The sequence below is a fragment of the Actimicrobium sp. CCC2.4 genome (genome assembly GCF_034347385.1).
Classification (GTDB): Bacteria; Pseudomonadota; Gammaproteobacteria; order Burkholderiales; family Burkholderiaceae_D; genus Actimicrobium.
Genome location: NZ_CP133777.1, coordinates 3,467,356 through 3,481,037, shown reverse-complemented (window position 1 = coordinate 3,481,037; position 13,682 = coordinate 3,467,356). Strand labels below are relative to the sequence as shown.

Annotated in this window: 12 protein-coding genes and 1 tRNA gene; 12 read left to right on the top strand and 1 reads right to left on the bottom strand. The window is 60.6% G+C overall.

Features of this window, described 5'->3' with window-relative positions; genetic code table 11:
* The first annotated feature begins 22 nt into the window (after positions 1–22).
* Positions 23–730 (top strand): DNA polymerase III subunit epsilon, encoded by a 708-nt coding sequence (gene dnaQ / locus RHM62_RS16015; protein WP_322123050.1) that lies wholly within the window; start codon positions 23–25, stop codon positions 728–730.
* A 55-nt stretch (positions 731–785) separates the two neighbouring features.
* Positions 786–860, top strand: a tRNA-Val gene (locus RHM62_RS16010).
* A gap of 145 nt (positions 861–1,005) precedes the next feature.
* Here RHM62_RS16010 and RHM62_RS16005 read toward each other — a convergent pair.
* On the bottom strand, positions 1,006–1,623 hold the full coding sequence (locus RHM62_RS16005; protein ID WP_322123049.1) for an excisionase family DNA-binding protein: 618 nt from the start codon (positions 1,621–1,623) through the stop codon (positions 1,006–1,008).
* Between the two features lie 296 nt (positions 1,624–1,919).
* On the opposite strand from RHM62_RS16005, the gene RHM62_RS16000 reads away from it, so the two are divergent.
* From RHM62_RS16000 to RHM62_RS15955, 10 genes are all read left to right on the top strand, one after another.
* Positions 1,920–2,384 (top strand): MarR family transcriptional regulator, encoded by a 465-nt coding sequence (locus RHM62_RS16000; RefSeq protein ID WP_322123048.1) that lies wholly within the window; start codon positions 1,920–1,922, stop codon positions 2,382–2,384.
* Positions 2,385–2,442: 58 nt separating this feature from the next.
* A complete protein-coding gene (locus tag RHM62_RS15995) occupies positions 2,443–3,960 on the top strand; it encodes an efflux transporter outer membrane subunit (protein WP_322123047.1) in 1,518 nt (505 codons plus the stop codon).
* Entirely contained in the window at positions 3,957–5,165 is a 1,209-nt protein-coding gene (locus tag RHM62_RS15990) for an HlyD family efflux transporter periplasmic adaptor subunit (RefSeq protein ID WP_322123046.1), read from the top strand. The genes RHM62_RS15995 and RHM62_RS15990 overlap by 4 nt, the downstream gene beginning before the upstream one ends.
* Before the next feature lie 34 nt (positions 5,166–5,199).
* Complete coding sequence (locus tag RHM62_RS15985) at positions 5,200–6,762, top strand: DHA2 family efflux MFS transporter permease subunit (RefSeq protein ID WP_322123045.1); 1,563 nt, start codon at positions 5,200–5,202, stop codon at positions 6,760–6,762.
* Between the two features lie 88 nt (positions 6,763–6,850).
* Complete coding sequence (locus RHM62_RS15980) at positions 6,851–7,285, top strand: ProQ/FinO family protein (RefSeq protein WP_322123044.1); 435 nt, start codon at positions 6,851–6,853, stop codon at positions 7,283–7,285.
* 458 nt (positions 7,286–7,743) lie between these two features.
* On the top strand, positions 7,744–8,019 hold the full coding sequence (locus RHM62_RS15975; RefSeq protein ID WP_322123043.1) for a hypothetical protein: 276 nt from the start codon (positions 7,744–7,746) through the stop codon (positions 8,017–8,019).
* Positions 8,020–8,089: 70 nt separating this feature from the next.
* Positions 8,090–9,070, top strand: a complete 981-nt coding sequence (cpaB, locus tag RHM62_RS15970) for a Flp pilus assembly protein CpaB (RefSeq protein ID WP_322123042.1) — start codon at positions 8,090–8,092, stop codon at positions 9,068–9,070.
* Positions 9,071–9,140: 70 nt separating this feature from the next.
* Positions 9,141–11,066, top strand: a complete 1,926-nt coding sequence (locus tag RHM62_RS15965; protein WP_322123041.1) for a type II and III secretion system protein family protein — start codon at positions 9,141–9,143, stop codon at positions 11,064–11,066.
* A gap of 13 nt (positions 11,067–11,079) precedes the next feature.
* Positions 11,080–12,813: an ATPase, T2SS/T4P/T4SS family gene (locus RHM62_RS15960; protein WP_322123040.1), complete on the top strand. Its 1,734-nt coding sequence runs from the start codon at positions 11,080–11,082 to the stop codon at positions 12,811–12,813.
* Complete coding sequence (locus RHM62_RS15955; protein WP_322123039.1) at positions 12,810–13,682, top strand: type II secretion system F family protein; 873 nt, start codon at positions 12,810–12,812, stop codon at positions 13,680–13,682. Before RHM62_RS15960 ends, RHM62_RS15955 begins: the two co-directional genes overlap by 4 nt.

Sequence of the window (13,682 nt, the reverse complement as noted above, 5' to 3'; positions counted from 1 at the left end):
CATTTATCAGGACAACACACTCATGCGACAAATCGTTCTCGATACCGAGACCACGGGTCTTAATCCCCGTTCCGGCGACCGCGTCATTGAAATCGGCTGCGTTGAAATGATCAATCGCCGGCTGACCGGCAAGAACTTTCACTGCTACCTCAATCCGGAGCGCGATTCCGAAGAAGGCGCGCTGGCGGTACACGGACTGACTACCGAGTTTCTGCGCGATAAACCCAAGTTCGCGGCAGTCGTTGCCGAGCTGCGTGACTACATCAGCGGTGCCGAGGTCATCATTCACAACGCGCCGTTCGACGTCGGTTTTCTGGATGCCGAATTCAAGCGACTCGACATCCCGCTGTTCAATACACAGGTCAGCGGCGTCATCGATACGCTAGTGCAGGCCAAGGAAATGCACCCCGGAAAACGTAACTCGCTGGACTCGCTGTGCGACCGGTATGGCGTATCGAATGCGCATCGCACATTGCACGGTGCGTTACTCGATGCCGAATTGCTGGCCGAGGTGTATCTGGCAATGACACGCGGTCAGAACAGTCTCAGCATGGAACTGGATGACGGCGATCAAGCCGGCGAATCCGGGGTGCATCTTGAACTGGTTCCGCTGGCGGACATTGTTTTGCTGCCGGCCAGCGCAGAGGAGCTGAGCGAACACGAGCTGGCATTGACGGCGCTCGACAAGGAAATCCGTGGTACCTCGCTCTGGCGCGTGGCTGAAAATTGATTGCGTTGTGGTGTGGTGTTTTGCATCGCATTCATGCGATAATCTGCGCCGCATCGGGCGGTTAGCTCAGGGGTAGAGCACTGCCTTCACACGGCAGGGGTCGCAGGTTCGAAACCCGCACCGCCCACCAGAATCACAGTTGCAATCGAGGACTTGGCTTATTGCTCAAGTCCTTTTTTGTTTGTGCAGTCAATGTGACTTGGAAAAGTCGCTTCGACGTCTCGCTTGCAGAAACTGCAGCCGGCTAACTTCAGCTGGCTTTCAATAATTCCCCGTCATCCTCTGCCGGCAGTGCGCCTCACGCGCTCCTGTCCTGCGCAGCATCCGCGCAAGTAGCCGCGTAACTCATCGAGGTTGACCGGATTGCTGAAAAACACCACGCCATCAGACAGGCCTGCCCAACTTGCCGGCGACTCTTGTTCTATGTTCGACACGACGGCCATGTGCATGTCGGATAAATCGGGATAAGTCAGGATGGTGTTGATCAGTTCCTGGCCCGCCGCCTTATCCATGGGCATGTCGGCCAGCAAAATGTCCGGTTTGCTCCGCGTAATTTCCATTAGTGCCTGGTAGCCATTGCTGCAAAACGCCATGCTGGCATTGAGATTCCAGGATGCAATCTGGTCTTCATAAAAATCACGTTTTTGTTGCCCGTCCTGAATGATCAGGATCGATGTTTTTGCCGTTTGCGCAGGCAGTTCGTCGGCGGTGTCACCGTTGGTGGCGCGCGAGAGTTTGTAGGCATGCACCGCGTTGAGGGGTATGCGCCTGTGTCCGCCAGTTGTCTTCCATGCGGTCAGCGCCCCGGTTTCAACCAGTTGCTGGACCGAGGTCACGGAGATGCCCAGAATTTTGGCGGCATGACGTGTCGTACATACTTCGGTAGCAGGCATAAGTGAACCAAATAGCATGATTAAAGGTGCAGTGTAATCACATTAACCAAGGTCGTTTGATTAATTTGAGGGTTGGTTTTCGGGCAAGCCGGTATTGCTGGTTCATAAGCAAGCAATGTCAGGCTTGCAGGGCATTGCGTGATGCGTTTGCATTTCCCGAAAACTTCCGGCCGGTGAGCAATTCACGGCCGTCGTTCGTCGCATCGTAAGGGGCGCAGAGTTTTATCGTCATCGGATGCGGAGCACGGAGAACTCGCGTATATTCTTGCCTAGTCAATCAATTGCTAATAATTAACGTGTCTACAGCTTCCACTCCTGCTCCCTACATTGTCGAAGAAAGCGTCGGCTATCTGCTTGGCCGCACGCGGGCGCAACTCGCCAAATCCCTTGATGAGGCCTTGAGCTCGCTGGGGATTACCCATGCACAGGGTGGCATCTTGTTGATGCTCAGGTCCGGACGTTTCGATACGGCATCGCAACTGGCGCGCGAGTTGTATATCGATGCGGCGGCAATGACGCGCATGGTTGACAGGCTGGTTAAACACTCCCTGGTCGTTCGCTTGCCAGCGGGTACCGACCGTCGAAGACTCCTGCTGCAACTCACCGCCGAGGGGGGGGTGCTGGCCGACCAGTTGCCGGCCATTTACCTGGCGGCACGCGAGCGCAACTTCGCTGGATTGAGCGATGAAGAAATGGGTTTCCTGCGCTCGCTGTTGCGGCGCGTCTTGCTTAACGGCGAAGCAGCAGAGTCGTCCAGATAGACCATGGCACCGACAAGTCCTCGAAAAATAATTTGCCTGATCAAATAATAAAATTGCCATGATGACCATTTTTTTCCGTAATTTTTCTGCTCTGGCGGTGCTCGCCAGAACGCTGCTCAGTGCCGCGCTGCTATCGGCAGGATTGTCTGCCTGTGTCAGTTCCGGTGATATCCGCAGCACCGCGCGGTCGCGTTCTCCTGCCGAACTGGCCAGCGCCATCACCTTGCCGGGGCAGGGCGGGCAGTGGCCGGCGATGGATTGGCCAACCAGCCTGGGCGGGCCTGCCTTGCAGTCGCTGGTCGATGAAGCGTTGGCCACTAATCCCACTTTGCAAGTCAGCGCGACCCGGATCGCCGCGGCGCAAGCGCTCGCCGACGCCACGCGTGCGGCTGCCGGTCCGGCCGTGGGTGGCAGCTTTACCAGCACCTACCAGCGCTACACTGAAAATGGCATCGTTCCTCCACCGCTGGCAGGCGCACTCCGGTCCGATAACCAGTTAGCAATGAGCTTGTCGTACGACCTGGATTTCTGGGGTCGTCATGCTGCCGAATTGCGCGCGGTGCTGGCGCAGGGCAAGGCCATCGAAGCCGAGCAATACAGCGCGCGCCTGATGCTGGCCAGCGCGGTGGCGCGCAGCTGGTTGGGGATGCATCGGCAGGTTGAACAACTCGACCTGATCGCGCGACAACAGGCCGTACGCCTGCAACTCGATGACCTGACGGCGCGCCGCATCGCCGCCGGTCTCGACAACCAGAGCGACAAGCAGATCGGCCAGGTCCAGCTGCAAAATCTACGAACCGAGCAAGCGCAATGGCAGGAAGCGCTGGCGCTGAGTCGCAATCAGTTGGCGGCGCTGCTGGGGCAAGGACCGGACCGCGGACTGACGATTGCCCTGCCACAGATCATGCCGGTGACGGCACGGCCACTGCCGGACGCCTTGCCGCTCGCCTTGCTCGGTCGTCGTGCTGACATCGTCGCGGCACGCTGGCATGTCGAAGCGCTGCAGGGCGAGATCGATACGGCACGCACCGACTTCTACCCGAACATCAATCTGGCGGCGTTTGCCGGCCTGTCCAGCCTCGGCTTGCCCAACCTGATCAGCAGTGGCAGCGCCATCGCCGGCATCGGCCCTGCCATCCGCTTGCCGATCTTTGAGGGCGGTGCGCTGCGCGCCCGTCTCAAAGGCAAGATCGCCGGTTACGACGCTGCGGTCGCGACCTATAACCAGACATTGACCGATGCCTTGCACGACGTCGCCGATCAGGTCCAGTCATTGCGCGGCGCAGCCTTGCAACAAGAACACCAGCGCCTGGCGGTGCAAGCGGCCGGCAATGTACTGCGCTTGTCCGAGCAACGACAGCGCGTCGGTACGGCGAATCAGTTGCAGGTGCTGGCCTCCGAAGCAGCCTTGCTGCAGCAGCGCCGCACCGAGCTTGATGTCAGCCTGCGCTTGAGTGATTTGCGCATCAGCCTGATCAAGGCGCTCGGTGGCGGCTTTGATGCCGCAGCCAGCGGACTGGTTGCGCCAGTCGTCCCGTCTTCCGAAATTCCACTCATCGTCAAAGCGGCATCATGAACTCACCTGTCACCCACCCACCTGCTGCTGTTCCGGTCGTCACGGCACCACCGCGCGGCAAGCGTCGCTTTCTGTTACTGGTCATGACCGGCGTACTGATCCTGCTGATGATTGCCTACGGTATCTGGTGGTTCATTTTTGCCAGTCATTTCGAGCGTACCGATGACGCCTACGTGGCGGGGAACGTGGTGCAGGTCACCTCACAGATCGGCGGGACGGTCATTGCGATCAATGCCGACGATACCCAGCGGGTTCAGGCCGGCATGGCGCTGGTGCTGCTCGACCCGGCCGATGCGAATGTCGCGCTGGATCAGGCCACGGCGCAGCTGGCGCAGGCCGTGCGCGAAGTGCGCACGCTGTTCGTCAATAATGGCGCGCTCAATGCCAACATCACCTCGCGTAACAGCGAGCTCGAACGGGCGCGTAATGACCTGGCGCGGCGGCAGGAACTGATCGGCTCCGGTGCGGTGTCGAAAGAAGAACTCGCCCACGCCCGCACCGCGCTGCAAAGTGCCGAGTCGGCCGCCGTCGCAGCCCGCGAACAGCTGGCCTCGAATCGCGTGCTGACCGACCAGACGTCGGTGGCGCAGCATCCGACCGTACTGCGCGCCGCCGCCCAGGTGCAGGCCGCTTACCTGGCTACCGCCCGCACAACGCTGCCGGCACCGATCGCCGGCTATGTTGCGAAGCGTTCGGTGCAAGTCGGCCAGCGGGTTGCCGCCGGCACGCCGCTGCTGTCCATCGTACCGCTCGACAGTTTGTGGGTAGATGCCAACTTCAAGGAAGTCCAGATCGACCGGATGCGCATCGGCCAGCCGGTGACCTTGCATTCGGATGTGTATGGCGCGAAGGCGAATTACCACGGCAAGGTGCTTGGCCTGTCGGCCGGTACCGGCTCGGCGTTCGCGCTGCTGCCGACGCAAAATGCCAGCGGCAACTGGATCAAGGTGGTCCAGCGCGTGCCGGTACGCATTTCGCTGGACCCTGCCGAACTGGCAGAACGACCGCTACGGCTCGGCGTCTCGATGCAGGTCGAGGTGGATATTGCCGACCATGCCGGCACCTCGCTGACCGCGTCAGGCAGCACGCGCTCCGCACCGGTCTACCAGACCGCTGCCTTCGACAAGGCCGGCAGCGATGGCCATTTGCTGATCAGCCGCATCATTGCTGAAAACAGCGCGGCCGTTACACCTGCCAAGCGCTGAACGCCGCCATGATCTTCTGTAACCGACGTTTCTGATGGCAACCGCGAACACACCCGCACGACCGGCGTTACCGCCACTGCAAGGCAGTCAGCTTGTCGTGGGCACGATCGCCCTGTCGCTGGCGGTATTCATGAATGTGCTCGATTCGTCGATTGCCAATGTCTCGATTCCTGCGATTTCCGGCGATCTCGGTGTCTCGCCGCAACAGGGCACCTGGGTCATCACGTCCTTCGCGGTCGCCAATGCGATTTCGGTTCCGCTGACCGGTTGGCTGACCATGCGCGTCGGCCAGGTCAAACTGTTCGTGACCTCGATTCTGCTGTTCGTCATCGCATCCATCCTGTGCGGCTTGGCACCGAGCATCGAACTGCTGATCGCGGCCCGCGTGCTGCAAGGCGCGGTAGCCGGCCCGATGATTCCGCTGTCGCAAGCCTTGCTGTTATCGAGTTATCCGCCTGCCAAGAGCGGCATGGCGCTCGCGTTCTGGGGCATGACCACGCTGGTGGCTCCGATCATGGGGCCGCTGCTGGGCGGATGGATTTCTGATAATTACACCTGGCCCTGGATTTTTTACATCAACATTCCGATCGGACTATTCGCTGCCTGGGCGACCTGGTCGATCTATCACAAACGCGAAACTGCGATCCGGCACTTACCGATCGACAAGGTCGGGCTGGTGCTGCTGGTGCTCTGGGTCGGCGCGTTGCAACTGATGCTCGACAAGGGCAAGGAACTCGACTGGTTCAATTCCGGCGAAATCATCTTGCTCGGCTCGATCGCCGTCGTCGCGTTCATTTACTTCGTTATCTGGGAGCTGGGCGAGGACCATCCGGTGGTCGACCTGTCGCTGTTCAAGGGGCGCAATTTTACCGGTGGCGTGATTGCCATTTCGGTGGGCTACGGTTTGTTCTTCGGCAGTCTGGTGATCCTGCCGCTCTGGTTGCAAACCCAGTTGTCCTACACCGCCACCGAAGCCGGCAAAGTGATGGCACCGGTCGGCGTGCTCGCCATCCTGATGTCGCCGCTCATCGGCAAGATGATGCCCAAGGTCGATGCGCGCTGGGTGGCCACCGCCGGCTTCCTGATCTTCGCGCTGGTGTTCGCCATGCGCTCACGCTTCAATGTCGACGTCGATCCGATCACGCTGATCATCCCGACCTTCATCCAGGGCGCAGCCATGGCCATGTTCTTTATCCCGCTGACGTCCATCATCCTGTCCGGCCTGTCGCCGGACAAAATCCCGGCCGCCGCGGGGCTGTCGAACTTCGTGCGCATCATGTTTGGCGGTATCGGCACTTCGATCACCTCGACCGTCTGGGACAGCCGGACCGCGCTACACCACGCGCAATTGGCCGAACATACCAGTGCCCAGAGTCCGGCTTTTGCCCAGGCGGTGCAGGGACTGACGGCGCAAGGCTTGTCGGAGCAGGGCGCGTATGCCGTCATCGAACGGACCATGAGCGTGCAGGCAAGCACGATGGCCGCGACGGATATTTTCTGGATATCGTCCATTTTGTTCCTGGCCCTGATCAGTCTGGTGTGGATGACCAAGCGATCCAACTCGGCAGCACCCGCCGACGGCGGTGGAGCACATTGACGTCATTGATGCCGCCGGAGGCATCCGGCGGCCAGGTGGCATGCTATCCTCCGGCTTCTTTCTCCTCAGATTACAACCACTTTTCCGAATGACTTCTCCGACCACTGCCCCCAATCCCGTCCAGGCTGCGCGCGCGCTGCTGAAAGAACTCCAGCAAACTTTCCCTGCATTCCGTGATTGTTTGCCGCTAGCTATCGGCATCGACAAGCAGCTTATTGCGCGTCAGCCCGAATTGCCGCGCAAGATACTGCGCATCGCGCTGGGTCAGCACACCAACTCATTGCGGTATCTCAAGACAGTCGAAAAGGCCACCCACCGCCACGACCTCGACGGCTTGCCCGGTGATGCGCTGACCGATGAACACCGTCTGCGGGCGACCACCTTGCTCAAGGAACGCTTCAAGAAAGAAGCCGACCAGCGCAAGGCAGTGCGCGCCAAAGAAGAAGAAGCGCGCCTGGCCGACGAGGCAGCGCGTCTGCATACCGAAAAGCTGAGCCAGTTGGCCGCCAAATTTGCCAAGTAATGATTGTTGAGCGTGGCCGGTGCAACGCCGGACACCTGATTTTCCAACGCCAGGCATGACCTGGCGTTGTTGTTTCTTCTTCCTTGCTTCGTCTCCGCTTTGTCCCCCGGTTTTGCCAATTTGTTGATCTGGCTATGGTCTGATTGCAACGATAATTTGTCTCCGTAACGACGGTCTTTTTGGCTTGCGCGCATGGCAGATCGAAATGGCCATTTGCTGCTTGATGACGACTGGCATCGCGCGTTCACTTTTTTGATGCCGGTCTGCGCTGGGTTGCTGCCGGCGGATAGAGGGGGATTGAAATGACTGCTGCTGATGGCATCCATTTCGATCCATTTCCCGTTGAATGTCGCCATGAGCAACTACACAACTGCAAAGCAAACTCCCTGCTAGTTGGTTAAAAAAGTTAGGTAAATTGACATCTTTCCTTGTCAATCCAACCAGTCAGGAGCTCTCCGATGAAACACCACACCACCCCCACTATCCACCGCGCAACCGGCCAGGGAATGACGGAATACATTGTTATCGTTGCTCTTGTGGCAGTTGCAGCGATTGCGGTTTATCAGTTTTTTGGGCAAACCATCCGTAGCCAAACCTCGGGTATTGCGCTGGAGCTCTCGGGGCAGGACTCGAAAGATGCCTTGGACGCAGCTAAAGCCTCAGCAACAGCAACCGGGGGTGAACGTGTCAAGAAGGGTTTGGAAAAATACGGCAATGACGGTGTTGCACGCTAAGTGATCGTTGGCGCGACCTTCTCTCTCTATTTTCACGAAACCCTTTTTTTTCAACCCTATCCGCCTAACCATGAACGTCCCTTCCCTCGGCAACTTCAAACCCGAAAAAACCTGGCTGGTCCTTGGCGTCGCCCTGACCATCGGCGTAGGCGCAGCCTTGCTGGCACGCAGTTTTCTGAGTGACCAGATCGCCAGCATCGAAGCGCGCAGCAAGGGGCCGACGACACCGGTTGTTGTTGCCAAGGGCGATCTGACCAAGGGGACGGTGCTCAGCGCCGATAACGTCGCCGTACGCGAGATCCCCCGTGAGTTTGCGCATTCGGCGTCGGTGTTCCCGGATCAGTTTGCCCGCATCGACGGTCAGCCCATTGCTTACGGGCTGAAGTCCGGCGAATCGGTGATGTGGGGGCTGATGGAAGGCAAGAAGGTGCCGACGTTTTCAGCCCGTCTGGAGGCCGGCCATCGTGCCATGACGGTGCCGGTCGATGAAATCAATTCGATCTCCGGCCTGCTCGAACCCGGCGACAGCATCGACCTGATCGTCACCGTCGACCATAGCGGCAAGAAGATCACATTCCCGCTGCTGCAAGCGGTGCAGGTGATGGCCACCGGCCAACGTGCCGTTGACGACCCGCGCACCGGCGAGCGCCGGCAATTCAGTACGGTAACGCTCAATACGACACCCGAGCAGGCACAGAACGTCATCGTCGCGCGTGAAGCAGGCAAGATCACCGCCTTGCTGCGCAATCCCGCGGATCAGGCACCGATGGCGGGTACCCGCGGCGACCTTGCGGCATTGCTCGGTTTGCAGACCGGACGATTGCGTCCGGACCGGGTGATCCCGGTGCTCTACGGCGGGAGCGGCAAGCTGGTGCCGGAGTCGTTGCAATTGGGCGGACAGTCCAGGGCAGAGGCCAATCCGGTGTCCGACCCGATGCAGGCTGGCCTCGATACGCTACAAAAAATGAAGCAGCCGCCGGTCATGCCAGTAGTACCAGCAGTACCAGCAGCGCCGGCAGCGAGACCGCCAGCACCGCCGCCATATCCCTGACGAATCCGATTACCCAGCCAGTGATTTTTCCCGACGTTCTTATTTAACCTCATAACAAAAACCAATTGCCATGACCAGTTCCCACCATATGGGCCGGGACGCGCTGCGCGCGTCGCCTCGTCGCGCTGCCCGCGCTCCATCGTCTGTTCGCGCCCGCAAGGATGTGATGACGTTTTCACGCTGGCGCATCAGCGCGGGGGTGGTCAGCCTGTGTGCGGGCCTGACATTGCTGCAGGTGCATGCGCAGGGAGTGGCACCGGTTGCGCCGGCACCGGCAGCGGCACCGGTAGCACCCGCCAACCGCGTGGCAGCGCGTCCGCCAGCGGCGGTGCCGGCAGTGACATCACCCCCTCCGGCCCCGGTTCCTGCGCCTGCCAGTCCGCCAGCGGGTCAAGCTGCAGACACCGCCGCAGCGTCCGCACCACCGCTCAATGGCTACGCCGTACAACTGAAGCCCACAGTGCGTCGTCCGCCAGCGGCGTCACGTCCGTATGCACCGATCTCGCCGCAAAACGACCAGGGCATGATTCCCGAAATCGAAATGTTCGTCGGTGAGTCGCGGGTATTCCCGACGCCCGGCGTGGCGCGTATCGCGGTCGGCAACGGCCAAATCATGTCGGCGGCAGCGCTCGACGAAAAAGAAGTCATCGTGTTTGCCAACGGGGTCGGGACCTCGTCGTTGTTTGTCTGGAATGCCGATGGCCGCTACCAGCGCGTCAAGGTCAGCATCGTCCCTGGCGACACCACGCGTATTGCCCGTGACGTGATGGCGTTCCTGAAGTCGATGCCCGGCACACGCACCTCGATCATCGGCGACAAGGTCATCATCGAAGGCGACAACCTGTCCGATGTCGAGCTGGCCAAAATCGACATGCTCGAAAAGCGCTACCCGCAAATCATCAACTTCACCAACCAGCTCGGTTGGGAACCAATGGTGATGCTGGATGTGAAAGTGGTCGAATTTCCGACCAACGAATTGCGCGATATCGGCCTCAAGTGGGGCAGTGTCGGCGGTGCTGCGATCGGTGCGATCTGGTCGCCGGGACGACGCGGCACCGATGGGCCTTACCAGGTCAATATCCAGGGTACCAATGCCGCACCGATCACCTCGCCGGAAGGTAGCGGCAGTCCGGTGCGGGTACCGGGCGGACTCAACGTGCTCAGTGTGCTCAATCTCGGCCTGAATGCGCAACTCAATTTGCTGGCACAGCAAGGCAAGGCCAGCCTGCTGGCACAACCGCAGTTGTCGGCGCGCAGCGGCACCAAGGCCAGTTTCCTGGCTGGCGGCGAATTTCCGTATTCGGTGGCGACCATCAATGGCGTGACGGTCCAGTTCAAGCCCTACGGTATCAAGCTCGACATCCTGCCGAAGGTCGACCGTAATGGCGTCATTCGCGCCACCATCGATGCCGAAGTCAGCAAGATCGATGCCTCGCTGAGTACCGCCGCCGGTCCGGCACTGCAGACGCGCAAGACCAAGACCGAATTCAATGTGCTGGCCGGCGACACCATCGTACTGGCCGGCATGCTGCAAGCCGATAACAGCACCAGCATCGACAAAGTGCCGTTACTCGGCGACGTGCCAGTGCTCGGTGCATTGTTCCGCTCCAAGCGGTTCGAGAACAAGGAAACCGAGCTGGTCGTCTTCGTCACGCCAACCATCGTCGACAGCCGCAGTCCGGCGCTGATCGAGCGCATCGAGCGCACCACCGGTCAGCTGAAAAACAACCTCGGCAAACAGCCTTACCTGGAGACACCCGCGACGATACGCTTGCCCGCACAAGACAACACGAAGGCGTCCGGGTTGGCGACGGGACCTGTGCCGGCGCAGCTTGCTCCGCCCGCACCTGCACCTACACCCGCAACGATGCCCGCAGCAGTTCCCGCCGTGTTGCCAAAGCAAGCCTCTGCAACGGAGCCATCCGCTCCGTCATCCGCCGATGCCGCACCTGCCGGGACCACTGATTTTGTCCCGTTCGGCATGTCATCCCACTGAGCCCGGATCGATCATGTTGCATATCAAAATCATCGATCCCGACGGATCCATCAGTACGCTTGATGTGCCCGCCGATTGCGGCATCGGCAAGTCGCGCCGGAATGAAATCCGGTTGGCAAACTGGCGCATCGCCCAGGAGCATGCCCGCCTGATGACGACACCGTCGGGCATCATGATCCAGTGCCTTGGTGCCTACGGTGGCGTCAGTCTCAATGGCGAACGGGTCGATGTGCATGCCGGTCCGCTGCAGCGGCATGACCTGATCGGTATCGGTCCGTATCGCTTGCAGGTTGCCCCGCACATGCGCGATAGCGCACCAGCCGGCACCACGACCAGAGCCGATAGCGACATCGTGATGCCCGAACCGGCCGGCGCGACCGACCATGCTCTCGTGCCGGCCGGTCCGCTGGTCATGCACGCATCGGCCAATCCGGCGCAGCGCGAACTTGAATTCGACTGGCGCCGGCGCCTGCATGCCGAACTGTTGCAGACCATGGACTTGCGTCGCCACGATGTCTCGACGATGTCCGACCAGCAGTTGCGACAAGATACCGATGCGCTGATCCGGCAAATCATGCTGGCCCGCGAGGCCGACATTCCGTCCGAACTCGATCGCGACCTGTTGCGCCAGCAAGTGCTCAACGAAGCGATCGGCCTCGGCCCGCTCGAAGACTTGCTGGCCGACGACGAGGTCAGTGAAATCATGGTCAACCGCTACGACGAGATCTATGTCGAACGGGCCGGCCGCTTGCATCGCCATCCGCTGGTGTTTACCGGCGAGCGCGCCGTGCTGGGCGTGATCGAACGCATCGTCGCACCGCTCGGACGGCGTATCGACGAATCCTCGCCGATGGTCGATGCGCGACTCAAGGATGGCTCGCGGGTCAATGCGATCATCGCGCCGCTGGCACTGAAGGGTGCCACACTGACGATCCGTAAATTTGCCCGCCGCAAGCTGAATGCCGATGACCTCGTCAGGGCCGGCTCGGTCAGTGCCGCGATGGCCGAATTCCTGCGCATCTGCGTGGTCGCACGCAAGAACATCGTCGTCTCCGGCGGCACCGGCTCCGGCAAGACCACGCTGCTCAATATCCTGTCGAACTTCATCCCTGACCACGAACGGGTGATCACCGTCGAGGATGCCGCTGAACTCAAGCTGCACCACGCGCACCTGATCAGCCTCGAGGCGCGGCCGGCCAACGTCGAAGGCAAGGGTGCCGTGACGATCCGCGAGCTGGTGCGCAACACGCTGCGGATGCGACCCGACCGCATCGTCGTTGGCGAATGCCGCGGTGCCGAAGCGCTCGACATGCTGCAGGCAATGAATACCGGCCATGAAGGTTCGCTGACCACGCTGCACGCGAACACGCCACGCGACGGGCTGGCCCGGCTCGAAACCATGGTGCTGATGGCCGGCATGGATTTGCCGCTGCAAGCGATCCGCGAACAGATCAGTTCGGCGGTTGACATCATCGTGCAGCAGACCCGCTTTGCCTGCGGTACCCGCATGGTCACCAGCATCACTGAAATCACCGGCATGGAAAGCGGCAAGATCCTGCTGCAGGAACTGTTCCGTTTCGCCAGCCAGGGTTTCGATGGCAAGGCCGGCAAAGTGCGGGGCTGCTTTACCGGTTGCGACCTGGTGCCGACGTTTTACGATGACTTGCGCGCCGCCGGCATCACGCCGGACATGTCGATCTTCAAGCCCGACGCGACGCTGGCACCGGCACCGAGGGATCTGGCATGAATACCGCATCCAGTCAGGGCTTGCTGGTGGCCGGTATCAGTGTCGTGGTGTGCCTGGCAGTCGGCTTGCTGAGCTGGGTGATCATCGAGCAGGGCGGCGCGGCAATGCAGCGCTATCGCGCCAGTTTTACGGACAGGACGCGCTTTCAGGCGCGCGAATTTTTTCTGTTCATTGATCCGGCCAAGCTGTTCGTTGCTAATCTCGCCGTGATGCTGCTGGGCGGCGTGCTGGCATGGGCGCTGACCGGTAGCGCCTTGCTGGCATTGCCGGTATTTTTCGGGCTGGGATTGCTGCCGCGCGCGCTGTATCGCTGGTTGCGCGAGCGCCGCCTGCAACAGTTCGATGCGCAGTTGCCGGATGCCCTGCTGATGCTGTCCGGCGGCTTGCGTGCCGGCGTCGGTCTCAATGCCGCGACCCAGCAACTGGTGGCCGAATCCCAGCCGCCGCTGGCGCAGGAGTTTTCGCTGATGCTGCGCGAACAGCGCCTTGGCGTCACGCTCGAACAAAGCCTGACCAATCTCAGCCGACGCATCCCTACCGTCACCACCACGCTGGTGGTATCGGCCATGCGGATCGCTGCCGAAACCGGCGGCGGCTTGGCCGAAGCGCTCGAGCGCACTTCGCACACGGTACGCAGCCGGCTGCAAATGGAAGGCAAGATCGGTGCACTGACTGCGCAAGGCAAGCTGCAAGCCTGGGTGGTCGGCATGTTGCCGCTGGCATTGATGGCAGTGCTCAATAAAATGGAGCCGGAGTCGATGAGCTACCTGTGGCACAGCCAGGTCGGCTGGGCCACCCTGGCGGTGATCGCCTTCCTTGAAATCATGGGTGTCGTTTTGATCCGCAAGATCGTGGCGATTGACGTCTGA